A 22,913-nucleotide genomic window follows, 5' to 3' on the forward strand; every position below is an offset into this window, starting at 1 on the left:
CTAGGCCTCCGCGTCGAGATAGACCCAATGGCCGTCCTCACGGCGGAAGCGGCTGTTCTCCTCGAGGAAGCCGTCGCGGCCCTGGTGGCGGTAGTGCGCCCGGAACTCGACCGTGCCTTCGTTGTGCAGCAGCCCGCCCCCGGAGCGGCCGAGGATCTCCAGCCGCGTCCACTCCTGGCCGGGGTCGAGCCGCAGCTGCCGCGGCCGCGTTTCGGGGTGCCAGGTGCGCAGCAGGTACGCGGTGTCGCGCACGGCGAAGGCGCTGAACCGCGAGCGCATCAGCAGCTCGGCGGTCGGCGCGGTGAGCCCGCCGTCGTGGAACCGGCCGCAGCAGGCGGCGTAGGACTCGGCGAGGCCGCACGGGCACGGGGCGGGAGGCACCGGGGAATTGTGCCACGGTGGGCCCGGACGCACCGCGGAGCCCCGATTCACCCCTGCCATTTGTGGTAAAGGCGGCCGTCCGCGCCGGTGATGAAAGCATCGATCCGGCCGGGTCCCCAGGAAACGGCGGCCGGGCCGAGCGGGTGCAGCAGCAGCCCGCCCAGTGATTCCCAGCCGGCCCAGCTGCCGTCGAACCGGTTGTGGCGCAAGGTGCCGTCGATGCCGCGGACGAACATGTCGAGCCGGCCGGGGGCGCGGGAGGACACGCCCACGCCCGCCGTCAGCGGCCCGCAGAGCGGCTCCCACGTGGACCAGGATCCGTTGAAAGCCTTGTGGTACAACACGTGGTCCGTCCCGCGGGCGAACAGGTCGATCCGCCCGGGACCCCAGGAAACGGCCGCGGGGTAGGACGTGACGACCCCGTCGAGGCTCTCCCACTCGGACCAGCCGCCGTCGAACCACCGGTGGTGCACGGCGTTGTCCTTGCCGCGCGCGAAGACGTCGAGCCGTCCCGGCGCCCACGACGACACCGCCGGCGCCGACGTCAGGAAGCCGCCGAGCGACTGCCACGCCGACCAGCCGTCGTCGAACCGGGTGTGGCACAGGATGTTGTCGGTGTTGACGGCGAAGACGTCGATGCGCCCGTCGCCCCACGAGACGGCGGCCGGGGCGGAGGCCAGCGGGCCACCGAGCGGTTCCCATTCGGACCAGCCGCCGCTGAATGCTTTGTGGTACAAGGAATTGTCCGACGCCCGGACGAAGACGTCGAGCCGGCCCGGCGCCCACGACGCCGCGGCCGGCGGGGACACCAGGGTGCCGCCGTGGTCTTCCCATTCGGACCAGCCCGGCTGCCGGGCGGTGTGCGCCAGCGCGCTGCCGATGCCCATCGCGGCGTCGGCGACCGGTTCGACGGCGGCGGCGGTGCGTTTTCTCACGGTTTCTCCTCGGCGAATCCGCGGGAGAACGACCGGAAAACGGCGTTCGGCGGACCGAGGCGGAAATTATCGGCGGCGGTACCCTGTGGTCAACCGGCCGGACGGGTGAGCGAAACGGCCCGGCGGAAAAAACGGCAATTCCCCGGCACCGGCCGGCGGCCCGGCTAACCGGCGTTGACCGGTTCCCCGGTCTTCCGGGCCTCCTGCGCCCCGCGCACCGCGAGCCGGTCCGCCCGCTCGTTCTCCGGGTGGCCGGAGTGGCCCTTGACCCAGAGCCACTCGACCTCGTGGCCGCCGGCCGCCGCGTCGAGGCGCTGCCACAGGTCGGCGTTCTTGACCGGTTCGCGCGCCGCCGTCTGCCAGCCGTTCTTCTTCCAGCGGGGGAGCCACTGGGTGATCCCGTTGCGGACGTACGTGCTGTCGGTGTAGATGCGCACCTGCGACGGCCGGGTCAGGCTCTCCAGGGCCCGGATCGGCGCGGTCAGCTCCATGCGGTTGTTCGTCGTCGGGGTCGCTTCGCCGCCGTACAGCTCGCGCTCGTGCCTGCCGTAGCGCAGGACCGCGCCCCAGCCGCCCGGTCCGGGGTTCCCGCTGCACGCACCGTCGGTGAAGATCTCCACGTCCACGCGCCGACCCTACCGGGCGTCACGCTCGCGGAACGCGGCCACGCCGGGTTACGGTGGTGATCCGGAGGGGAGCGATGAGCGGGCACGACGACACGGCGGAGGGGGCGTTGCTCGCCTACCTCGCCGACGCCGATCGCGAGTACCTGCTCGCCCGCGGCACCCGCCGTCGGTTCCGCGCGAACGACGTCGTGCTCATGGAGGGCGATCCGTCCGACCACGTCCACGTGCTGGTCTCCGGCTGGGTGCGCGTCTCCACGATCGTCGAGGACGGCCGCGAGGTGCTCTTCGGGCTGCGCGGCCCCGGCGAGGTGCTGGGCGATCTCGCGGCGGTCACCGGGCGGCCGCGGTCGGCGTCGGTGCGCGCGATCGAACCCTGCACGGTCTTCCAGCTGACCGGTGCGGAGTTCGTCGACGTCCTGCACGCGCGGCCGTCGATCGCCATCGCGACGATCAAGACCGTCGCGGCCCGGCTGCGCAACGCCGAGTCCGCCCGGATCGACTCGGCCGCCTTCGACGTCAGCCGCCGGGTCGCGGTGGTCCTGGTCCGGCTGGCCGAGGAACGCGGCCGGACCGTGCCCGAGGGCGTGGTCATCGACGCGCTGTCGCAGGAGGACATCGCCGCGCAGATCGGCGCCGCCCGGCGTACCGTCGCTCGGGCGCTGCGCGTGCTGCGGGAACGCGGGATCGTCGAGACGGGCCGTCGCCGGTTCCTCATCCGCGAACCCCGCGTGCTGCGGGCCTTCGCCCGTTCTGAGCCAAACGGCACACAACGTCCGTGACATCGGGCATCTGACGAACCGCGCCGCCCGGCGATCCTGGAAACCGGCCGGAAAGAACCGGATGCCTCCGGCCGGATTTCCCTTTCGAGCGAGGCCGGGGAACCCTCCGCCTCGGCCTGGGTAGCGCAACGAGGAGGTGTGTTCGATGGAGAGCCACTCGATCTGGGCCCTGATCTTCGGGGCCCGCTGACCCGCGGTGCAGCCCGGCCGGCCGGCGCGTGGGGGGCCGGTCGGCCGGGCATTTCGCGAATGGATTCCGCATAACCGGCACCTGATACCGTGAGCATTTCTTCCGCCGGAAAGCGTGAGGGGTGGGGACGACGGACGAGCACACCCTGCCGTTCGTGCGGGAGCTGAACGAACTGCGCCGCGGCCGCGGGCTCGACGCGGCCGACCTGCACCAGCGGATCGGCCCCTGCCTGCGGGCGGCGTGCGCGATCACCGAAGCCGACCAGCCCGCGGCCGCGCGCCACAAGCTCGTGCTGCGGCTCACCGAGCTGTGCGGGCGGCTGCCGGCGGACCTGCGGCTGGCCGCGCTGGCGGCGCTCGGCCTCCACGAAGAGGCCGCCGGCGAGTTCCTCGACCGGCGGATCTCGTGGCTCGCCACCGTCCTCGACCGCGACCCGCGCACCGCCCGCCGCCGGATCGACCTCGCGTTCCGCCGGCTCGACGAGCTGCTCGGCGCGCCCGCGTCCCGCGGTGACCTGCACCCGCTGGCCGGCTGGTACGTCGAGTCGATGAAGGCGATGCTCCGGCTCGACCGCGACCCACCGGACCTGCGGGAGGAACGCCGGATCGTCGCGGAGGCCGACGAACTCGACGAGCTGATCCTGCCGGTCAGCGTGCCGGTCGAGCCGGGCGGCGACCCGGTGCCGGACATCACCGCGGACGCGCTGTTCGGCGGCGAAATCGTCGAAGCACGCCGGGTTTCGGCGAGCCACGCGCAATTCGTCCTGCGGCTGCCGAGCCCGTTGCGGCTCGGCCAGCGGCACGAGTACGGCATCCGGTTCACGCCGCGGCGCGCCGGGCTGCGGCCGTTCTACGTCATGACGCCGCTGCGCCGCTGCGAGAAGCTCTCGGTGCGGGTCCGGTTCGACCGCGCGGCGCCGCCGTCGCGGGTGTGGCGGCTCAACGGCGTGCCGGGCCGGGTCGTCGACGACGGCGTCGACTCCGGCGACGCGGTGACGGTCAACCGCGTCGGCGAGGTCGGCCTCGAGTTCCATGACCTGCACCAGGGCCTGAGCTACGGGCTGCAGTGGTCCTTCGCGGACTGAGCCGGGGTCCGGATGCTGGGACGCGGAATAGCGGTGCGGGCGCCGGGTTGGCACCGTCGTAGCCGACGGAAGGGGCCCGCGATGAGCACGTTCACCCAGGAGTGGCAGGACTGGAAGGCCCGGCGCGAGGCGGACCTGGCCGAGCCGCACGGCTGGCTGGCGCTGGTGTCGCTGGATTGGCTGACCGACGTCCCGCGGGAGTACCCCGGCATCCCCGGCCGCTGGTGGCAGGACGCGGACGCGGCGTACGTCGACCCGGCCGGCGCGTCGCTGGTGCACGAGGGCGAACCGCTCACCGGGGTCCGGCGGTTCGAGCTGGTCAACAGCGGCGCGGGCACCCGGGTGCTGGCCGGCGACGTCGAGATCGAAGTGGCCCGCCGCTCGGGGTACCTGATCCGCGTCCACGACCCGAAAGCCGAGGTGCTGCGCGAGTTCCGCGGGGTCCCGGCGTACGAGCCGTCGCCGTCGTGGGTGCTGTCCGGCCGGTTCGAACCCTTCGCCGAGCCGCGGCCCACGACGGTCGGTGCCGTGGTGGAGGGGCTGAGCCACGTCTACACGGCGCCGGGCGTGGTCCGCTTCACCCGCGATGGCGCGTCGCACACGCTGACGGCGTTCAACGGCAAGAACGGCGGGCTCAGCATCCTGTTCACCGACGGGACGAGCGGCGTGACGACGTACGCCGCCAACCGGTCGCTGCCGGTCACCGAGCCGGCCGCGGACGGCTCGGTGACGCTGGACTTCAACCGCGCGGTGAACCTGCCGTGCGCGTTCACCGACTTCGCGACGTGCCCGCTGCCGCCGGCCGGCAACCACCTGCCGTTCGCGGTCGAGGCGGGGGAGAAGATCCCGTACGAGCGCGGGTGACTCCCCCGCCGGCTCAGTGGGCGACGTCGATGACGACGCGGTTGGGCGCGGTGAGCGTGAAGACGTTCACCGTGGTCCGCGACCGCACCCCGAGCCCGATCGAGAGGTGCGCCTCGAAGTCCCCGGTGACGGCGACGGCCATGACGTTGGCGAGGTTCCGCGTCCGGAACTTCTGGGGCCCGGTGTAGGTCGGGTTCCCGTTGACGTCGTGCGCGGCGGCGGGCGTCGCGGTGACGTTGACGAAGTACTGGCCGGTGAGCCAGACGATCTCGCCGCTGGGGTCGGCGGTGAGCTCGTCGGTGAGCTGGTAGCTGACGGCGGGCGCGGGCCCGGAGCCCAGGTCGAGCACGACCCGGTCGAACCCGGTGTTGAGCCCGGTCCGGATGTTCGTCATGGTGGGAATGACGGGCGCGGCGGCCTGGGCGGGCGAGGCGGCGGCGAGGATCCCGCCTGTGCCGAGCAGCAGGATGACGGCGGCGAGTGCACGCCGCTTCGGTCTGGACATGGTGGGCCTCCTGGCGGAAAGAACCGATGGAAGTCCCAGCGCTGGGTTTGCGGGAGACGCCCGGTTCGTCCGGTGCGTTGCCCGGAAGCGGGGGTTGACGCCCCAAGCGTTACCCGGCTGCTCCGAACGTGTCCTCGACGACACCCCACCAGAGGAAATCGCGGGCGCGCGTCGCCGCGACGAGCCGTTGCCGGTCGCGCAGGTCCGACGCCTCCTCGGCGGCGGCTCCCGTCGCGCCCGGATCTCCCGGCCTGCCGGTGAACTCGACGACGAGGACGGCCCGGAAGTCGAGCCCCTTCGCCCGGTGCACGGTGCCGGCCTTCAGGTGATCGTCGGGGGCCCCGGAGTAGTCGTCGAGGGAGAGGACGGGGATCTCGGCTTCGCGCAGGATCCGGCGGCACCGCACGAGGTCCTGGCGCTGGAACACGATCAGCGCGGTCTGCCCGAGCGTGTCCCGCAGCCCGGCGATCCGCCGCGTCAGCTCGGCCGCGAGGTCGCCTTCGGTCCCACGCCAGGACGCCGTCGTGCCGCCGGTATTGCCGGCTTCCGCGTTCCGCAGGGTGATCCCGGCGGCGCCGTCGAGGTCGTCGACTTCGTTGCGGGCGTCGAACCGCTGGGCGAAGGCCAGTACTTCGGCGCGGTTGCGGTAGTTGACCCGCAGCACCTCCCCGCGGCCCTGGACCGGGATGCCGGCGTCGGACAGCCGCCAGCCACCCGGGTAGACCTGCTGCTGGCCGTCGCCGACCAGCAGGAGCTGGTTCGGGCCGGTGCCGCCCAGCTCCTTGATCAGCCGCAGGCCGTTGAGGGTGATGTCCTGCACCTCGTCGACCACCACCGCGGCGTAGCGGGTTTCGAGCGGCTGCCGCCGCAGCTCGGCCAGCGCGATGTCGATGACGTCGTTGTAGTCGTGCAGGCCGCGTTCGGCGAGCATCTCCTGGTAGGTCTCGTAGAACTGCCAGACCGCGGCCTTCTGTTCGTGCCCCAGCCGGACTTCGCGGCCCCGCCGCACCGACGGACGGCGGTACTCCTCGAGCGTGGTGAACCCGCGGCCCTTGATGACCCGGTCGAGTTCGGTCCGCCAGTAGTCGTCGTGCCGCTCGATCGGTTCGAGCACGGCGCGGTGGCGCGTCCAGGCGCGGCCGAACGCGGTCCGCACCCCGCGCGGGTCGACGTCCACGGGCTGTCCGCGCTCGGCCAGGAACCGGCGCACCCAGGCGTGGAGGTGCACGAACTCCGCCCGGTCGCCGAACTCCGGGGCCAGCCGCCGGAACGCGGCCTCGTGCACGGGCGGCAGGGTGCGCACGAAGGTGGTGAACAGCAGCGGCCCGGCGGTCCGCCGGGCAACGTGCCGCAGCCGGTGGAGCGCGACGACGGTCTTCCCAGTCCCGGCCGGCCCGCTGATCCGCGCCGGCCCGCGGTAGTCGCGGCTGACGACCGCCCGCTGGTGCGGGTGCAGGAAGGTCAGCCACGAGTCGAAGGGCCGCAGCTGGGCGGCGGCGACCTCGGCGTCGACGAGGCTTCCCGCGTCCAGGAACCCCTCCGCGGCTTCGCCGCTGCCGGGCGTCTGGACGCGCAACGGGAGATAGCCGCGGAGGATGCGCCCGGCCTGCTCGCCGATCACCTCGATCTGGCGACGGCCGAGGTGCGGCGCGGTGCGCTTGAACAGCCGGGCGACGTCCGGCTCCGCGAGCACTCGGAACGGCCCGGCGTCCCGGACGGCCGCCTGGGCACCGGGGGTGATCAGCACGAAGTGGACGGCGCTGCCGGTGAGTTCACGCCCACGGCCGTCCCGGATGCCGGCGCAGCTTTCTTCGGCGTGCCGCACGAGCGAGTGCAGGGCGGGGCCTTGCGGCGAGGCAGTGGCGATGGTGACGGCGAAGAGGCCTTCTGGACCGACGAGGAAGGCGTCGGCTCGCTCGTCCGGGGGAGCGATGCGCACGAAGAGGCGCCAGTTTCCGGCGGTCTCGACGAGCAGGGCGGTGAGGATCCGGCGGCGGTCGCCGTCGAGTTGCGGGACGTTTTCCTTCAACAGCGCCGAAGCCTGCTGAAGGAGCACTCGCCTGGCGTGCCTGCTCTGCCCCACCGGCCCTCCCCGTATTAGCCTCCGACAGTACCCAACCCGCCGCGGACCGTCGTTCGGTTGCCGCACATGATCCGGAGGGCCGTTGCCGAAGGTGCCTGAATCCCGCAGACCTGGCCGTGCGGCGGTCAACGTGCTGCGGACTCTTCTTGAGCGGCACGACCACATCGTTCAAGAGGTGGACGGTCAGAACGATTTCGGCGAGGACCTGCACGTCACGTTCACGGAGAACGGTGAAGTCACCGGCGACCTGATCAAGATCCAGGTCAAGGGCGGCCGCTCGTGGCGCAGACACGACCGGTACGCCGTGCCGGTCGGTGGCCACGGCAGCACGTGGGCCGACGGCAACATCCCGGTGCTCTGCGTCGTGCACGACCCGGACACAGACAGTCTCTACTGGGACAATGCCACCAAGCAGTTGCTGTCGGCGCGGCGCAACGGCGAGGTGTCGAAGACGATCACCGTCAGCCCGGAGCGGAAGCTGGACGACGAATCCGTCGCGGACTTCGTCGCCGAGGTCAGGCACTACCTGAGCCGCTATCGGGGCAACCGGATCCAGGCCCAGCTGGGCGAGATGGCGGGCGTCGAGTTCGGCCCGTCGGACATCGTGCGCCACCACGTGAACGTGTACGGCGAGGATCTGATCTTCCGGCAGCGCCGAGGCGAAGGATTCGCGACGCTGCTCCACAGCGACCTCGACTGGTACCCGCAGCACTTCGGGCCCGAACACTTCCACCCCGACGGCCGACTGGGTCTCCTGCCCGGCGTGCCCGTACTGGCGGACACGATCCTGAGCAAGGCCGAGGCGCAGTGGCTGGCGGCCTGTCTCGACGCAGCCCAGTGGGCTCGGCCACCCATCGCCGGTGAGCCGCCGCTTCGCACGAACGTGGAGGCACGTGACAACTACGTGGCCAGGCGAATCGATCACCATCTCTGGGTCGACCCCGGCGCGTTGACCCGGTCGATCCGGGAGCTCCGCGCCCGAACCGCGACCGACCGCAAGCTGGCTGCGGTCGCCGCGGAGCTGGAATCGGATGTCGAGGCGGGTGTCGAAGCGCTCTCGAATCCGTGGCGCGAGATGTCGGACGAGGCGCGCCGGCTCGTCACGTTCTACCTGGTCGAAGAAGTTCGCGTGGGCTCGCCCGCGCTCCCGATCGACGAGCAGTTCCGGATCGTCTGGCGCTGCCCCCGACCGGCCGGGGAATACGGTTTCGACGCGCGGATCGGGCGCCCGAGCCTGCGGCAGGCACCGCCCCGGGAGCGCGTTGCGGCTTACAAGCTCAGGCCGGGTGACCGGATCTACTGGCTGAGCCGGTACGGGAACGAACGCGGGCGGACCGTGTCGGCCGTCTGGGATTCCGAAGACACTCCCGGAACCGTCTGCGTGCTCTTCGACCAGCTGAGCCTGGGGGACACCTTCTGGCCGGGGGAGCGGTTCGTCCGGAAGGTGTCCCGAGAGCGGCGCGGTTAGCTTCCCCGGTGCGTCAGGGAAGATCCCCGGCTCACCAGCCGCGCTCGCGCCAGTCGCCGAGCTTCGGCCGCTCCGCACCCAGCGTCGAGTCGTCGCCGTGGCCCGGGTAGAACCACGTCTCGTCCGGCAGCTCGTCGAAAATCCGCGACGACACGTCGTCCAGCAGCGAAGTGAAGTTCTCCGGCGACGACGTCTTCCCCACCCCGCCCGGGAACAGCGAATCCCCCGTGAACAGGTGCGGATGACCCGCCGGGTCGCGGTACAGCAGGGCGATCGACCCCGGCGTGTGCCCCCTCAGGTGGATCACCGACAGCGTGACCTGGCCCACCGTCAGCGTGTCGCCGTGCTCGACCAGGAAGTCCGGCGGTACCGGCAACGGTGAAGCGTCCAAGGGATGGGCCGCCGTGTTCGCGCCGTTCGCGCCCGCCACCGCGCCCAGTGCCTGCCAGTGGTCCTGGTGCTGGTGGGTGGTGACGACCGTCTTCAGGGCCGGGCGGTCCGGGCCGTGGCCGATCAGGTCGGAGATGCGCTCCGGGTCGTTCGCCGCGTCGATCAGCAGCGCCTCGTTCGTCTCCCGGCACACCAGGAGGTACGTGTTGTTGTCCATCGGGCCGACGGACAGCTTGGTGATGGTCAGCGCGTCCAGGGTGCGGCGGGTGGCGTCGCCACCCGGGTCGACGTGCCCGGTGTAAGTCTCCACGATGTTCACCGTGCACACGGTAGTCGTTTCGCTCCAAGCGGTTCCACCCGCACAAGCGTCCGCGGGCGCCGGCACGTAGGCTCGTCGCAGACCCCCGCCAGCCCCGACCTCAGGACGACCGTGCCCACCTCCCCGACGCCGCGCCGGATCAGCTGGGACCTCCTCCGGGTCGTCGCCGTCTTCGCGGTCATCCTCGGGCACGTCACCCACCAGGGCGCGCTGCTGCACCCCGAACTCACGGGGTACCCCTTCCGGGTGACAGCGCAGTTCGGCGCCGCGATCCTGCTGGTGATCTCCGCCTTCTTCGTTTGCGCGAGCCTCCGCAAGGGCAATCCGCGCCGGTGGCTCTGGAACCGCGTCGCGCGCCTCGTGCCCGCCTACCTGGCCGCCGTCCTGCTGACCTACGTCGTGACGCGCTGGGCCGCCATCTCCTTCAGCGGCCTGCCCTACCCGCCCGGCGTCACCGGGTTCCTCTTCGGCGTGCCGCAGGGGCCGCCCACGGACCCGTCGCCGTGGTACATCCCGACCTGGCTGGATCTCGTCGCCAACCTCGGCATGGTGCAGGAGTGGGGCATCCGGTCCGAGACGTTCTACTACCTGGACGGCTCCTACTGGACGCTGCCGGTGCAGCTGCTCGCCTTCACCGGCGCCGCCCTGCTGTGGCCGCGGTCGTGGCGCACCCACCGGCTGACCGTCGCGCTGCTGTGGTCCCTGATCCTGGTCCCGCTCGCGCTGCGCTTCGTGGTCTTCCCGCCAGGCACGGCGAGCCCGGTCGTCGAGACCTTCTACTACGGCCTGGGCCTGCACCGGCTGCACGTCTTCGCGATCGGCGTCGCGATCTGGCTGTGGGCGCAGCGGCGGCTCAAGACCTGGCACGCCGCGCTCTTCGTCGTGGCCGCCGTCGCCGCGCAGGACCTGCAGGTCTTCCCGTTCCACGTCGCCCTGCCCCAGGACGCGCAGCGCTGGCCGTCCACGATCGGGTTCGCCGCGCTGCTCCTGCTGGTCTGCCTGGCCGCCCGCGGACCGGACTGGCGGTTCCCCGGGCTGGCCCGGATCGCCCCGGCCGTCACCTGGCTCGCGGGCATCTCGTATGGTCTTTACCTGGTGCACCAGGAACTGGGTTACGTCCTGGCCCGTGCCCTGCTCGACCTCGGCCTCCCCGGCTGGTTGCGGCTCCCCGCGGTCGTCGGCGCCGCCGTGCTGGCCGGCTGGGCGGTCACCGCGGGGGTCGAACGCCCGGCCCACCGGTGGCTCACCAGACGCCGGAAGCCCGAAGAACCGCAGGTCAAGGACGCGGAACCCGTTTTTGTCGGTGGTGGCTCGTAGCATGGATCGCGGCCACCCGTGCAGCTGAGAACCGGGTCGGCGACTGCAACCGAGAATGACTTTGAGAGGACCCTGGCGTGGCTGATCGCCTCGTTGTTCGCGGTGCCCGCGAGCACAACCTCCGCGGCGTGGATCTCGACCTGCCCCGCGACAGCCTGATCGTGTTCACCGGCCTGTCCGGGTCGGGGAAGTCGAGCCTCGCCTTCGACACCATCTTCGCCGAGGGGCAGCGCCGGTACGTCGAGTCGCTCTCGGCGTACGCCCGGCAGTTCCTCGGGCAGATGGACAAGCCGGACGTCGACTTCATCGAGGGCCTCTCGCCCGCGGTGTCGATCGACCAGAAGTCGACCTCGCGCAACCCGCGTTCCACTGTGGGCACGATCACCGAGGTCTACGACTACCTGCGCCTGCTCTACGCCCGCGCCGGCAAGGCGCACTGCCCCAAGTGCGGCGAGCCGATCAGCAAGCAGACCCCGCAGCAGATCGTCGACCAGGTGCTCGCCATGGAAGAGGGCACCCGGTTCCAGGTGCTCGCGCCGGTGGTGCGCGGACGCAAGGGCGAGTACGTCGACCTGTTCGAGAACCTGCAGCAGCAGGGCTACGCGCGCGTGGTCGTCGACGGCACCATGCACCCGCTCACCGACCCGCCGAAGCTCAAGAAGCAGGAAAAGCACCAGATCGGCGTGGTCATCGACCGGCTGACCGTGAAGGCCGCATCGCGCCAGCGGCTCACCGACTCGGTCGAGACGGCGCTGCGCCTGGCCGACGGGCTGATCGAGCTGGAGTTCGTCGACCTCCCCGAGGGTGACCCGCACCGCATCCGCGGCTTCTCCGAGAACCTGGCCTGCCCGAACGGCCACCCGCTGGCCATCGAGGACCTCGAGCCGCGCTCGTTCTCCTTCAACTCGCCCTACGGCGCCTGCCCGGAGTGCACCGGCATCGGCATCCGCAAGGAGGTCGACCCGGAGCTGGTGGTCCCGGACGACGAGCTGTCGCTGGCCGAGGGCGCGATCGCGCCGTGGTCGGGCGGCCAGAGCGCGGACTACTTCATCCGCCTGCTCGAGTCGCTGTCGGAGACCATCGGCTTCCGGATGGACACGCCGTGGCGGCGGCTGCCGGCGCGCGCCCAGAAGGCGGTGCTGCACGGCGTCGACGAGCAGGTCCACGTCCGCTACAAGAACCGCTACGGCCGCCAGCGCTCGTACTACGCGGCCTTCGAGGGCGTCATCCCGTTCCTCGAGCGGCGCCAGGAGCAGACCGAGTCCGAGTACATGCGCGAGCGGTACGAGGGCTACATGCGCGAGGTGCCGTGCCCGGCCTGCCAGGGCACCCGGCTCAAGCCGGAGATCCTCGCGGTGACGCTGCAGCACAAGACCCGCGGCGACATGTCCATCGCCGAGGTCTGCGCGCTGTCCATCGCGGAGGCGTCGCAGTTCCTCGACGAGCTGGAGCTGGGCCAGCGCGAGGCGATGATCGCCGGCGCGGTGCTCAAGGAGATCCAGGCCCGGCTGCGCTTCCTGCTCGACGTCGGCCTGACGTACCTGTCGCTCGACCGCGCGTCGGCCACGCTTTCGGGTGGAGAAGCGCAGCGGATCCGGCTCGCGACGCAGATCGGTTCCGGTCTGGTGGGCGTGCTGTACGTGCTCGACGAGCCGTCGATCGGCCTGCACCAGCGCGACAACCACCGGCTGATCGAGACGCTGACCCGGCTGCGGAACCTGGGCAACACGCTGATCGTCGTCGAGCACGACGAGGACACCATCCGCTCGAGCGACTGGGTGGTCGACATCGGCCCGGGCGCGGGCGAGCACGGCGGCCACATCGTCCACAGTGGACCGTACAAGAAGCTGCTCAAGAGCAAGGAGTCGCTGACCGGCCAGTACCTGTCCGGCCGGCGCAAGATCGACATCCCGGCGATCCGGCGGCCGATCGACAAGAAGCGGCAGCTGACCGTCGTCGGCGCGCGCGAGCACAACCTGCGCGGCCTGGACGTCTCGTTCCCGCTCGGCTGCCTGGTCTCGGTCACCGGCGTCTCCGGTTCGGGCAAGTCGACGCTGGTGAACGACATCCTCGCGACCGTGCTGGCGAACAAGCTCAACGGCGCCCGCCAGGTGCCGGGCCGGCACACCCGGGTGAACGGCCTGAACAACGTCGACAAGCTGGTGCGCGTCGACCAGTCGCCGATCGGCCGGACCCCGCGGTCCAACCCGGCCACCTACACCGGGGTCTGGGACCACGTCCGCAAGCTGTTCGCCGCGACCACGGAGGCGAAGGTCCGCGGCTACCAGCAGGGCCGGTTCTCGTTCAACGTCAAGGGCGGCCGCTGCGAGGCGTGCGCCGGCGACGGCACGATCAAGATCGAGATGAACTTCCTGCCGGACGTCTACGTCCCCTGCGAGGTCTGCAAGGGCGCCCGGTACAACCGGGAAACCCTCGAGGTGCACTACAAGGGCAAGACCGTCTCGGACGTGCTCGACATGCCCATCGAGGAGGCCGCGGAGTTCTTCGAGCCGATCAAGGCCATCCACCGCCACCTGCAGACGCTGGTGGACGTCGGCCTCGGCTACGTCCGGCTCGGCCAGCCCGCGCCGACGCTGTCCGGCGGTGAGGCCCAGCGCGTCAAGCTGGCCAGCGAGCTGCAGAAGCGCTCGACCGGCAAGACGGTGTACATCCTCGACGAGCCGACCACGGGTCTGCACTTCGAGGACATCAACAAGCTGATCGGCGTGATCAACGGCCTGGTCGACAAGGGCAACTCGGTGATCGTGATCGAGCACAACCTCGACGTGATCAAGACGTCCGACTGGATCATCGACATGGGCCCCGAGGGTGGCTCGGGCGGCGGCACGGTGGTCGCCGAAGGCACGCCGGAGTACGTCGCCGAGGTCGAAGGCAGCTACACCGGCGAGTTCCTGCGGACGGTGCTCGCGGGGGAGTGACGGCTACCGCTCCTTCCCGGTGGTCTGGTGGACCACCGGGGAGAGCGGGCCGTAGTGCAGTGTCCGGAGCCGGTAGGCCGACTTCTCCTCACCGGGCAGCAGCGAGAGCGCGCAGGTCGTCACGTCCGGGTCGGTCACCTCGACCGGGTCGTAGTCCGGCGCGCCCGGACGGCGGATCTCCAGGAGGAACCCGGCCTCGTCGGGCGAGCGGTCGGCCCAGGTGAACGTCACCGTGCCGCCCGAGGTCACCGCGTGCAGCTCCGTCGAGACCGGGCCGGTGTAGGGCTGCACGCGGTAGTAGAACGGCGTCTCCGGGATCAGGTCCGGGTGGTGGTAGCTCGTCGTGTGGGCGGGCAGGAACCGCAGCGTCGTCCACGGCCCGGCCGGGCCGTTCGCGTACTCGAGCCGGTGGCCGTCGCCGTCGTCCGGCCAGCTGAGCACGACGTCCGTGGGCGTGGTGAGGGTCGCCGTGAAGGTCGGCGCGGCGGCGGAACAGCCCACGGCCAGCAGCGCGACCAGGACGAGGGACTTCACGGGCACAGCGGCCTCCCGGTACGAGCGGGGGCGGCGGTGCGGACGTGATCAGCTTAGGAAACCCGCCCGCACGGCGACAAGATCGTGCCGATCAGCGGGACACACCAATCCGGCCCGGAACCGGCACCGAATCGCGCGAAACCGGCTGAACCGTTTTGCGGCGGTGGCCGTGTTGTGAGGTGTCGAGGTCCGCCGGACGGCGGTGCCGCCCTCACCGAGGAGAGAACGTCATGAACCGTATCCGGCCGGTGGTCGTCAGCGCGCTGGCGCTCGTCGCCGTCGCCTCGTTGTCCGCCTGTGGTGACATGGCCGACGGCGCCCAAGGGCCGCAGCACGGCGAGCCGGGGCACAAGATGCTCCAGGTGGGCACGGTCAACGGCGTCGGCGCGGTGGTCACCGACGCCGACGGCAAGACGCTCTACCGGTTCGACAAGGACGTCTCCTCGCCGCCGACGTCCAACTGCGAAGGCGATTGCACGAAATCCTGGCTGCCGATGCTGGCCGGGGTGGCCACGCCGATGCTCAAGGGCATCCAGGACACCCAGGTGGGCACCGCGACCCGCAAGGACGGCACCAAGCAGATCACGCTCAACGGCTGGCCGCTGTACGAGTACGCGGGCGACAAGGCCGCGGGCGACATGAACGGCCAGGGCGCGAACGGCACGTGGTTCGCCATCGCGCCGGACGGCAGCAAGATCACTGCGGCCGGCAAGGCGGCCGGCGGCGCCGGGTCCTGACAGACGACGGTTTTCCGGGCAGAACGAGGAAGGACGGGCAGCCGATGAACACCATGGTCGCGCTGCGCTCGGCGCACGCACCGCCGGTGGAGCTGAGGGTTGCAGTACTGTCCTCGCCGACTCAGAACACCGTCGGGAGGACGAGGGTGGCCATAGGAGGCAGGCGGCCTAAGAAGGCCAAAGGCGAAGACCTGATTCGGCAGCTGTACGCCGAACACGGGCGAAGCCTGCTGGCCTACGCGACGAGGCTGACCGGTGATCGGGCGGCAGCCGAGGACGTGGTCCAGGAGACGCTCGTCCGTGCGTGGAAACACGCGGACGACTTGCAGAACGACGGAAAAGGCTCGGTGCGCGGCTGGTTGCTGACCGTCGCGCGCAACCTGGTCACCGACCGGGCACGGGCCCGGGCGGCCCGGCCACAGGAGGTGGCCGAACCGGCCGAAGGCGTGCCGACCCCGGCCGTCGAGCGCGACCACGCCCAGGGGGTGGTCGATTCGATGACCGTGCTCGGTGCGATGGACGGGCTGTCCAACGAGCATCGAGAGGTCCTGGTGGAGATCTACTACCGGGGACGGACGGTGGCCGAAGCGGCGAGAACACTGGGCGTCGCACCGGGTACCGTGAAATCAAGGTCTTACTACGCACTACGAGCACTCAGAGCAGCGATGATTTCGAGCGGAACGGAGGTGGCGCGATGAACTCGGTGGACGAGAGTCACACGCAGCTCGGCGCGTACGCCCTCGGCGCGCTCGATCCCGCGGAGGCGGCCGACTTCGAACGGCGGCACCTGCAGACCTGCGCGCAGTGCCGGTTCGACCTGAACGAGCTCGTGGCCCTGCGCGACTCGCTCGACGAGGTACCGCCCGAGGCGTTCCTCGACGGGCCGCCCGAGGGCGGGGACCTGCTGCTGCAGAAGACCCTGCGCCGGGTGCGCGACGAGGAAACGCGCGTCGCTCCGGCCCGCTCGGGCGGACGCCGGGGCCTGGCCCTGGTCGCCGCGGCGGTGCTGGTGGTCGCGGCCCTCGGCGGCGGGATCCTGGTGGGCAGGCAGACCGGCGGGGGCGGCGAGCCCCTCGCGATCCCCGCGCCGCCGACCGATGTTCCCGGTACGAAGAGCGCCGAAGGGCGCGATCCGACCACCGGCGTGCAACTGGCGGCGTCGGTGAGCCCGTTCCAGGGCTGGGTCCGGGTGAACGTCAACGTGAAGGGCGTCCACGCCGGCGAGAAGTGCCTGCTCCAGGTGGTCACCAAGGAAGGTCAAGCGGTGACCGCGGGCAGCTGGCAGGTGTCGGAGAAATGGGAGAACCAGGGCTTCAACCTCGACGGGTCGGCGCTGGTCGCCCCGGACGACGTGAAGTCGGTCGACATCGTCACGGTGGACGGCCGGAAGCTGGTCTCGGCCCAGGTTTGACGAGCATGACGGGTGCGCGCTACCGGTTCCGCAGCACGTGGCTGCTGCCCGGAACCGTGCCCGAGCGGGTGTTCGGCGTGGTCACCGACCTCGCCGGCTACCCGCGGTGGTGGTCGGACGTCCGTGCGGTGCGCCGCGTGGACGACGACACCGCCGAGCTGGTTTGCCGGTCCCGGCTGCCGTTCCGGATCACCGTCCGGATGCACCGGGACCACCAGGACGAGCGCACGGGCCTGATGCGGGTCAGGCTCAGCGGCGACCTCGACGGGGTACTGGCCGGTGCGGTCCGCGCGGCGGGCGCGGGCACACTGCTGGAGATCACCCAGGACGTCCAGGCCCGCAAGGAGTTGCTGCGGCGCTTCGACACGGTGGCCCGGCCGCTGTTCCGCGCGAACCACGCGCTGATGATGCGGCGGGGCCACCGTGGGCTTTCGGCCTACCTGCGTGACCGGAACGCCGACACGCGTGATCAGAAAGCCGACTCGCGTGATTGAGAGGACGACACGCCGACAGGGGCCGTGTCGTCCCCTCAATCACGCGTGTCGACCTTGGGATCACGCGTGTCGACCGTTCCGTCACGCGGGATCGGCGGTGCACAGCTCCGGCTCCGGGACCGGAACGGCGGCCTGCCGGGTGCGGCGGCCCAGCACCAGCCCGCCCAGGAGGACCGCCGCGATCAGGAAGCCCGCGCTCACCCCGTAGGCCAGCCGGAACCCGGCGGCCAGGGCCTCGCGGTGGTCCACTCCGCTCAGGCTCGCCGTGCGGGAGGCGGCCGCCGCGGCCAGGACCGCCGTGCCCACCGCCGCCCCGGCCTGCTGGGTCGTGTTGATCAACCCCGACGCCACCCCGGCGTCCGCGTCCGCCACGTCCGCCATCGCCAGGCCCATCAGGGCCGGGATGGCCGCGCCGGCGCCGAGGCCCATCAGCAGCAGCGCCGGCAGGACGTCGGCGAAGTAGGACCCCGACACCCGGGTGAGCAGCACCAGGCCCACGATCACCAGCCCGAGACCGGACAGCAGCACCGTCCGCGGCCCGAACCGCGTCGCGAGCTTGTCCGCGAAGCCGAGCGACGCCACCGCGATCACCACCGGCACCGGCAGGAACGCGACGCCGGTGCCCAGCGCGTCCAGGCCCAGCACCTGCTGCAGGTACAACGCCGTGACGAACTGGAAGCCGAGCATCCCGGCCACCATCAGCACCATCACCACGTTGGCGCCGGTCACCGCGCGGATCCGGAACAGCCGCAGCGGCAGCAGCGGCGTGCGCGCCTTCGCCTGCCGCACCGCGAACGCCGCGAGCAGGACGGCGGCCGCGGCCAGCGCGCTCCACGCCGACGCCGAAATGCCGTACACGCCCAGCATCACGGCCGCGGTGACCAGCAGCGCGCCGACGACGTCCAGACCCGCCCGCAGGCCCGTCCCGCGGTCCGGCGCGACCACCCGCACGGCCAGCAGCAGCGCCGCCACGCCGATCGGCAGGTTGACGTAGAACGTCCAGTGCCAGTTCAGCGCCTGCGTCAGCGCGCCACCGGCGATGAGCCCGATCGACGCGCCCGCCGCCTGCGTGAAGCTGTAGACGCCGATCGCCTTCGCCCGGGCCCGCGGCTCGGGGTACATCGTGACGATCATCCCCAGCACCACGGCCGACGCGAGCGCGCCGCCGACCCCCTGCGCGAACCGCGCCACGACCAGCACACCCGCGTCGGAGGCCAGGCCCGCGACCAGCGAGGCCAGCGTGAACAGGCTCAGCCCGCCGAGGAAGACGCGGCGGCGGCCGACGAGGTCGCCGAGCCGGCCGGAGATCAGGAGCAGGCCGCCGAAGGCGACCAAGTACGCCGTCACGACCCAGGCGAGCCCGGCGGGGGTGAAGCCGAGGTCGGTCTGGATGGCGGGCAGCGCCACCGCGACGATGCTGCTGTCCAGCACGACCATCAGCGAGGCGGCGCACAGCACCGCCAGCGCGAGGCCGCGGGAGCGGATGGGGTGGTTCTCGGCCATGTCAGGCCCCTCCAGTCGAGATTCCCCTGGTCGTCGCCAGGGCACTTCTTGTAACAGTGCCCATCATGTGTGACTATGAGTGCCCGCGTAAGGAGGCACTTCCATGTCCCAGGGGAACATCGGTGTACCTGTCCAGGTCACCGAGATCGACCCGGAGAAACTCGACGTCTGCACGGTGCTGGAGGTGATCAACCGGATCAGCGGCAAGTGGGCGATCGGCATCCTGCTGGAGGCCATCCGCGGCCCGGTGCGGTTCACCCAGCTGGAGCGCGCGGTCGAGGGCATCAGCCGCCGGATGCTGACGCTGACCCTGCGCAACCTCGAGCGGGACGGCCTCCTGGTCCGCACGATCTACCCGACCGTCCCGCCGCGTGTGGAGTACGAGGCCACGGCGATGGCGAAGGAGCTGTACCAGTCGCTGAACGGCCTGCTCGGCTGGGCCGAGCGGCACCGCGACGAGATCGCCGCCGCGCGCCTCGCCTACGACGGCCAGGCCGCCGGCTGAAGACGTGGAACGGGCCGCGGTGCGAGGTCGGGGGTCTCGCACCGCGGCCCGCGGTGGTTCGTGCTCAGCGGGGGCAGTGAGCACGAACGTTCAGGCGGTCACTTCGCGGTGACCACTTCGGGTTCGGGCTCCCGCTCTTCGTCGATCAGGGTGGCCTCGTCGAACGGGGCGTTCCCGGCGAACACGCGTTGCGCCTGTTCGCGGTCGAACTCCTTCGTCCAGTTTCCGATGAGGACGGTCGCGACGGCGTTGCCGGCGAAGTTGGTCAGCGCGCGGGCCTCGGACATGAACCGGTCGATGCCGAGGATGAAGCCGACGCCGTTGACCAGTTCCGGCCGGTGCGACTGCAGGCCGCTGGCCAGGGTCGCGATGCCGGAGCCGCTGACGCCGGCCGCGCCCTTCGACGCGATGATCATGAACACGAGCAGGCCGATCTGCGCGCCGAGCGACAGCGGCTCGTCCTGCGCCGCGGCGATGAACAGCGTCGCCATGGTCAGGTAGATCGCCGTGCCGTCCAGGTTGAACGAATACCCGGTGGGCACGGTGATGCCGACGACCGACTTGCCGACGCCGAGGTGCTCCATCTTCGCGATCAGCCGCGGCAGCGCCGATTCCGACGACGACGTCGACAGGATCAGCAGGAACTCGCGGCCGAGGTAGCGCAGCAGGTGCCAGATGTTCACCCGGGCGCCGAGCCACAGCACCAGGCCCAGGACGACGAACACGAACACCAGGCAGGTCACGTAGAAGCCGATCATGATCACGGCGAGGCTCTTGAGCGCGGCCCAGCCGGTCGCGCCGACCACGGCGGCGATCGCGCCGAACGCGCCGATCGGCGCGGCCCACATGATCATCGCCAGGACGCGGAACACCAGGCGCTGGATGTGCTCGACGCCGCGCAGGATCGGCGCGCCCTTCGGGCCCAGCTTCTGCAGCGCGAACCCGACGAGCAGCGCTACGAGCAGCGTCTGCAGGACCTGGCCCTCGGTGAAGGCCGAGACGAACGTCTTCGGGATGATGTGGAGCAGGAAGTCGACCGGGCCTTCGGAACCGGTGGCGGACTTCTGGACGCTCTTCACGTCGGCGGGGTTGAGGTGCAACCCCTCGCCCGGGTGCAGGAGGTTGCCGACGACCAGGCCGATGGCGAGCGCGAACGTCGACATCACGATGAAGTAGACCAGCGCCATGATGCCGACCTTGCCGACCTTCGCCGCCTTGGCGACCGAGCCGACACCGATCACGATGGTGCAGAAGATGATCGGCGAGATCATCATCTTGATCAGGTTGACGAACCCGTCGCCCAGCGGCTTGAGGCCCTTGGCGAAACCGGGGAAGAGAAAGCCCACCAGGATCCCGAGCAGGACCGCGACGATCACGGCCAGGTACAGGTAGTGGGTCTTGTCGCGACGGCGCGGCGCCGCGTCGGGGGTCGGTGTAGGCACCGTTGCCTCCAGCTAGGGGTGTCCAGGTTGCGGCACACTGTAGGCGGAGTTCGGTGATCCGGCTCACTTGTGTTCATTGAGTTCGTGTGATGATCGCACCGTCCCGTTCGGACACCGGCGCGTGCGTGTGCTGGTATGAGGAGGTGCCCCCGACGTTGCGGTCCCATTGGAGCCTGGCGCGCCAGCTGCTGGTGCTGCAGCTGGTGGTGCTCTGCGTGCTGGCCGGGGCCGGGATCACGTTCGCCTACCTCGACGCGCAGCGGGCGGTGGGCGAGAACGCGCGCGACCAGGTCCGCACGGTCGCCTTGACCGTCGCCGACGCGCCCAGCGTCGTCTCGGCGGTGGGGACGCCGAACCCGAGCGCGGCGCTCCAGCCGTACGCGCTGCGCGTGCAGGACCACACCCACGTCGACTTCATCACGATCATGAGCCCGGCCGGGATCCGGTACACCCACCCGACTCCGGCGCTGATCGGGCAGCACTACCTCGGGAACATCGGCGAGGCGCAGCAGGGCGGGGAGCTCACCGAGACCTACACCGGCTCGCTCGGCCCGTCGGTGCGCACGGTCGTGCCGGTGTTCGACGCGAGCCACCGCGTGGTCGCGCTCGTCGCGGTCGGGATCAAGGTGGCGGCGATCTCGGCCGAGCTGCGCGAACGGCTGTGGCCGCTGTTCGGCGTCGCCGGCGCGGTGCTGCTGGTCGGGGCGCTGGGCGGCTGGCTGATCAGCGCCCGGCTGCGCCGCCAGACCCGGGGCGTCGCGCCGGACGAGCTGAGCAACCTCTTCGAGTACCACGAAGCCGTGCTGCACTCGGTGCGCGAAGGCGTGCTGCTCGTCGGCCGCGACGGGCGGATCGGCCTCTGCAACGACGGCGCCCGCGCGCTCCTCGGTCTCGGCGCCGATCCGGTCGGGCGCGACCTGGCTTCCCTGGGCCTGCCGGACGGGCTCGCCGAAGCGTTCACGTCGGCGGAGAACCGGGCCGAAGAACTGCACCTGACGGACGCCCGCGTGCTGCTCGTCAGCACGTCCGCCGTCCGCTCGGGCGGCCGCGCGCAGGGCACGGTCGTCGTCCTGCGCGACCACACCGAACTGCAGACCCTCACCGGGGAACTGACCACCGCGCGCGGTCTCGCCGAAGCGCTGCGGTCGCAGGCGCACGAGGCCGCGAACCGGCTGCACACGGTCGTTTCCCTGGTGGAGATCGGCAAACCCGAGCAGGCCGTCGAGTTCGCCACCGCCGAGCTCGCGCTGGCGCAGGAATTGACCGACCGGGTCGTCGGCGCCGTCGCCGAGCCCGTGCTCGCCGCGCTGCTGCTGGGCAAGGCCGCCGAGGCGAGCGAACGCGGGGTCGAGCTGACGGTCACCCCGGACACCGTGATCGACGACGTCTCGCTCGGGATCGAGGCCCGGGACCTGGTGACGATCCTCGGCAACCTGATCGACAACGGCCTCGACGCGGCGGTGCGCGGCGGCGGCAAGCCGGCGGTCGTCGTCACCGCCCGCACCGACGACGACGGGCTGCTGCTGCGCGTCGCCGACACCGGACCCGGCGTGCCCGAGGGCGCCGACGTGTTCCGCCGCGGCTGGTCGACGAAGGCCGAAGACGGCCACGGCCTCGGCCTCGCGCTCGTCGGGCAGGCGGTGCGCCGCTACGGCGGCACGGTCGACGTCGGCCGGGACGGGGGCGCGGTGTTCACCGTGCGGCTGCCGCGGCAGGAGGCGGACCGGTGATCCGGGTGCTGGTGGTGGAGGACGAGCCGGTGGCCGCCGAAGCGCACCGCGTGTACGTGGAACGGCTGCCGGGCTTCTCGGTGGCAGGGGTCGTCCACTCCGGCGGCGACGCCCTGCGGTTCTGCGAACGCGAGCCGGTCGACCTGGTGCTGCTGGACTTCTACCTGCCGGACACGCACGGCCTGGCGGTCTGCCGCTCACTGCGCGCGGCCGGCCTGCCGATCGACGTCATCGCGGTGACGTCGGCCCGCGACCTCGGCCTGGTCAAGGCGGCAGTGTCGGTCGGCGTGGTGCAGTACCTGCTCAAACCGTTCACCTTCGCCACCCTGCGCGAGAAACTCGAACGCTACGCCGAATTCCGCGACGCCTCCGGCGAAGTCACCGGCCAGGCGGAGATCGACCGCGCCCTCGGCGCGCTGCGCACGACCGAGCAGCCACCGCTCCCGAAGGGAATGAGCGTCCAGACACTGGAATCGATCACCGACGCCCTTTCCGGCGCAACGGAAGGACTTTCGGCGGGCGCGGCGGCGAACGCGATCGGCGCGTCCCGCGTCACGGCGCGGCGGTACCTGGAGTACCTGGCGGACAACGGCATGGCCCACCGCGAACCGCGCTACGGGCAGGTGGGCCGGCCGGAGGTCTGGTACCGGCTGACCCGCGTATAACGATCTATACCC

The 22,913-nt window shown here is 71.2% G+C and carries 22 protein-coding genes; 13 read left to right on the forward strand and 9 right to left on the reverse strand.

Going from position 1 to position 22,913, the window contains the following annotated elements; genetic code table 11:
* The 3 genes from AB0M93_RS14090 to rnhA form a co-directional block, all read right to left on the reverse strand.
* A complete protein-coding gene (locus AB0M93_RS14090; RefSeq protein ID WP_364272664.1) occupies positions 1–381 on the reverse strand; it encodes a YchJ family metal-binding protein in 381 nt (126 codons plus the stop codon).
* Between the two features lie 47 nt (positions 382–428).
* Complete coding sequence (locus tag AB0M93_RS14095; RefSeq protein ID WP_364272667.1) at positions 429–1,316, reverse strand: carbohydrate-binding protein; 888 nt, start codon at positions 1,314–1,316, stop codon at positions 429–431.
* A gap of 164 nt (positions 1,317–1,480) precedes the next feature.
* Positions 1,481–1,942, reverse strand: a complete 462-nt coding sequence (gene rnhA / locus AB0M93_RS14100) for a ribonuclease HI (protein WP_364272670.1) — start codon at positions 1,940–1,942, stop codon at positions 1,481–1,483.
* Positions 1,943–2,016: 74 nt separating this feature from the next.
* Here rnhA and AB0M93_RS14105 point away from each other — a divergent pair, with 74 nt between their 5' ends.
* The 3 genes from AB0M93_RS14105 to AB0M93_RS14115 all read left to right on the forward strand — a co-directional run bounded on the left by AB0M93_RS14105 (position 2,017) and on the right by AB0M93_RS14115 (position 4,859).
* A complete protein-coding gene (locus tag AB0M93_RS14105) occupies positions 2,017–2,721 on the forward strand; it encodes a Crp/Fnr family transcriptional regulator (RefSeq protein WP_364272673.1) in 705 nt (234 codons plus the stop codon).
* Between the two features lie 311 nt (positions 2,722–3,032).
* Positions 3,033–3,995, forward strand: coding sequence for a hypothetical protein (locus AB0M93_RS14110; RefSeq protein WP_364272676.1), 963 nt, complete (start codon positions 3,033–3,035; stop codon positions 3,993–3,995).
* Positions 3,996–4,076: 81 nt separating this feature from the next.
* Positions 4,077–4,859, forward strand: a complete 783-nt coding sequence (locus AB0M93_RS14115; protein ID WP_364272679.1) for a DUF1684 domain-containing protein — start codon at positions 4,077–4,079, stop codon at positions 4,857–4,859.
* 13 nt (positions 4,860–4,872) lie between these two features.
* On the opposite strand, the gene AB0M93_RS14120 is transcribed toward AB0M93_RS14115, so the two are convergent.
* Positions 4,873–5,364 (reverse strand): hypothetical protein, encoded by a 492-nt coding sequence (locus tag AB0M93_RS14120; protein WP_364272682.1) that lies wholly within the window; start codon positions 5,362–5,364, stop codon positions 4,873–4,875.
* Positions 5,365–5,473: 109 nt separating this feature from the next.
* Entirely contained in the window at positions 5,474–7,447 is a 1,974-nt protein-coding gene (locus AB0M93_RS14125; RefSeq protein ID WP_364272685.1) for a UvrD-helicase domain-containing protein, read from the reverse strand.
* A gap of 91 nt (positions 7,448–7,538) precedes the next feature.
* Here AB0M93_RS14125 and AB0M93_RS14130 point away from each other — a divergent pair, with 91 nt between their 5' ends.
* Positions 7,539–8,915 (forward strand): DUF4365 domain-containing protein, encoded by a 1,377-nt coding sequence (locus AB0M93_RS14130; RefSeq protein ID WP_364272910.1) that lies wholly within the window; start codon positions 7,539–7,541, stop codon positions 8,913–8,915.
* 31 nt (positions 8,916–8,946) lie between these two features.
* Here the strand turns inward: AB0M93_RS14130 and AB0M93_RS14135 are convergent, their stop codons facing one another.
* Positions 8,947–9,624, reverse strand: a complete 678-nt coding sequence (locus tag AB0M93_RS14135) for an MBL fold metallo-hydrolase (RefSeq protein ID WP_364272688.1) — start codon at positions 9,622–9,624, stop codon at positions 8,947–8,949.
* A 111-nt stretch (positions 9,625–9,735) separates the two neighbouring features.
* On the opposite strand from AB0M93_RS14135, the gene AB0M93_RS14140 reads away from it, so the two are divergent.
* On the forward strand, positions 9,736–10,941 hold the full coding sequence (locus tag AB0M93_RS14140; RefSeq protein ID WP_364272691.1) for an acyltransferase: 1,206 nt from the start codon (positions 9,736–9,738) through the stop codon (positions 10,939–10,941).
* Positions 10,942–11,018: 77 nt separating this feature from the next.
* On the forward strand, positions 11,019–13,880 hold the full coding sequence (gene uvrA, locus AB0M93_RS14145; RefSeq protein WP_364272694.1) for an excinuclease ABC subunit UvrA: 2,862 nt from the start codon (positions 11,019–11,021) through the stop codon (positions 13,878–13,880).
* 3 nt (positions 13,881–13,883) lie between these two features.
* Here uvrA and AB0M93_RS14150 read toward each other — a convergent pair whose 3' ends face one another.
* The gene (locus AB0M93_RS14150; RefSeq protein WP_364272697.1) at positions 13,884–14,420 is read right to left on the reverse strand and encodes a fibronectin type III domain-containing protein; all 537 of its coding nucleotides are present in this window, start codon (positions 14,418–14,420) and stop codon (positions 13,884–13,886) included.
* A gap of 224 nt (positions 14,421–14,644) precedes the next feature.
* Here AB0M93_RS14150 and AB0M93_RS14155 point away from each other — a divergent pair, with 224 nt between their 5' ends.
* From AB0M93_RS14155 to AB0M93_RS14170, 4 genes are all read left to right on the forward strand, one after another.
* Complete coding sequence (locus AB0M93_RS14155; RefSeq protein WP_364272699.1) at positions 14,645–15,151, forward strand: hypothetical protein; 507 nt, start codon at positions 14,645–14,647, stop codon at positions 15,149–15,151.
* Positions 15,152–15,297: 146 nt separating this feature from the next.
* On the forward strand, positions 15,298–15,849 hold the full coding sequence (locus AB0M93_RS14160; protein WP_026469270.1) for a sigma-70 family RNA polymerase sigma factor: 552 nt from the start codon (positions 15,298–15,300) through the stop codon (positions 15,847–15,849).
* The gene (locus AB0M93_RS14165) at positions 15,846–16,562 is read left to right on the forward strand and encodes a zf-HC2 domain-containing protein (RefSeq protein ID WP_364272702.1); all 717 of its coding nucleotides are present in this window, start codon (positions 15,846–15,848) and stop codon (positions 16,560–16,562) included. Before AB0M93_RS14160 ends, AB0M93_RS14165 begins: the two co-directional genes overlap by 4 nt.
* A gap of 5 nt (positions 16,563–16,567) precedes the next feature.
* The gene (locus AB0M93_RS14170; RefSeq protein WP_364272705.1) at positions 16,568–17,056 is read left to right on the forward strand and encodes an SRPBCC family protein; all 489 of its coding nucleotides are present in this window, start codon (positions 16,568–16,570) and stop codon (positions 17,054–17,056) included.
* An 81-nt stretch (positions 17,057–17,137) separates the two neighbouring features.
* Here AB0M93_RS14170 and AB0M93_RS14175 read toward each other — a convergent pair whose 3' ends face one another.
* On the reverse strand, positions 17,138–18,559 hold the full coding sequence (locus AB0M93_RS14175) for an MFS transporter (RefSeq protein WP_364272708.1): 1,422 nt from the start codon (positions 18,557–18,559) through the stop codon (positions 17,138–17,140).
* A 103-nt stretch (positions 18,560–18,662) separates the two neighbouring features.
* Between AB0M93_RS14175 and AB0M93_RS14180 the strand changes: the two genes are divergently transcribed.
* Complete coding sequence (locus tag AB0M93_RS14180; protein WP_364272711.1) at positions 18,663–19,064, forward strand: helix-turn-helix domain-containing protein; 402 nt, start codon at positions 18,663–18,665, stop codon at positions 19,062–19,064.
* A 98-nt stretch (positions 19,065–19,162) separates the two neighbouring features.
* Here the strand turns inward: AB0M93_RS14180 and AB0M93_RS14185 are convergent, their stop codons facing one another.
* Complete coding sequence (locus tag AB0M93_RS14185; protein WP_364272714.1) at positions 19,163–20,506, reverse strand: cation:dicarboxylase symporter family transporter; 1,344 nt, start codon at positions 20,504–20,506, stop codon at positions 19,163–19,165.
* 89 nt (positions 20,507–20,595) lie between these two features.
* Between AB0M93_RS14185 and AB0M93_RS14190 the strand changes: the two genes are divergently transcribed.
* Positions 20,596–22,236, forward strand: coding sequence for a sensor histidine kinase (locus AB0M93_RS14190; RefSeq protein ID WP_364272717.1), 1,641 nt, complete (start codon positions 20,596–20,598; stop codon positions 22,234–22,236).
* Positions 22,233–22,901, forward strand: a complete 669-nt coding sequence (locus AB0M93_RS14195) for a response regulator (protein WP_364272720.1) — start codon at positions 22,233–22,235, stop codon at positions 22,899–22,901. The genes AB0M93_RS14190 and AB0M93_RS14195 overlap by 4 nt, the downstream gene beginning before the upstream one ends.
* Positions 22,902–22,913: the final 12 nt, after the last annotated feature.

Origin of the sequence: Amycolatopsis sp. NPDC051102 (assembly GCF_040682815.1) — a bacterium.
Taxonomy (GTDB): Bacteria; Actinomycetota; Actinomycetes; order Mycobacteriales; family Pseudonocardiaceae; genus Amycolatopsis.

Bases quoted from the DNA above. Each gene is read 5' to 3' on its own strand.
- AB0M93_RS14180 (WP_364272711.1), top strand. From the start codon at position 18,663: ATGTCCCAGGGGAACATCGGTGTACCTGTCCAGGTCACCGAGATCGAC.
- AB0M93_RS14120 (WP_364272682.1), bottom strand. From the start codon at position 5,364: ATGTCCAGACCGAAGCGGCGTGCACTCGCCGCCGTCATCCTGCTGCTC.
- AB0M93_RS14155 (WP_364272699.1), top strand. From the start codon at position 14,645: ATGAACCGTATCCGGCCGGTGGTCGTCAGCGCGCTGGCGCTCGTCGCC.
- AB0M93_RS14115 (WP_364272679.1), top strand. From the start codon at position 4,077: ATGAGCACGTTCACCCAGGAGTGGCAGGACTGGAAGGCCCGGCGCGAG.
- AB0M93_RS14170 (WP_364272705.1), top strand. From the start codon at position 16,568: ATGACGGGTGCGCGCTACCGGTTCCGCAGCACGTGGCTGCTGCCCGGA.
- AB0M93_RS14190 (WP_364272717.1), top strand. From the start codon at position 20,596: ATGATCGCACCGTCCCGTTCGGACACCGGCGCGTGCGTGTGCTGGTAT.
- AB0M93_RS14105 (WP_364272673.1), top strand. From the start codon at position 2,017: ATGAGCGGGCACGACGACACGGCGGAGGGGGCGTTGCTCGCCTACCTC.
- AB0M93_RS14175 (WP_364272708.1), bottom strand. From the start codon at position 18,559: ATGGCCGAGAACCACCCCATCCGCTCCCGCGGCCTCGCGCTGGCGGTG.
- AB0M93_RS14165 (WP_364272702.1), top strand. From the start codon at position 15,846: ATGAACTCGGTGGACGAGAGTCACACGCAGCTCGGCGCGTACGCCCTC.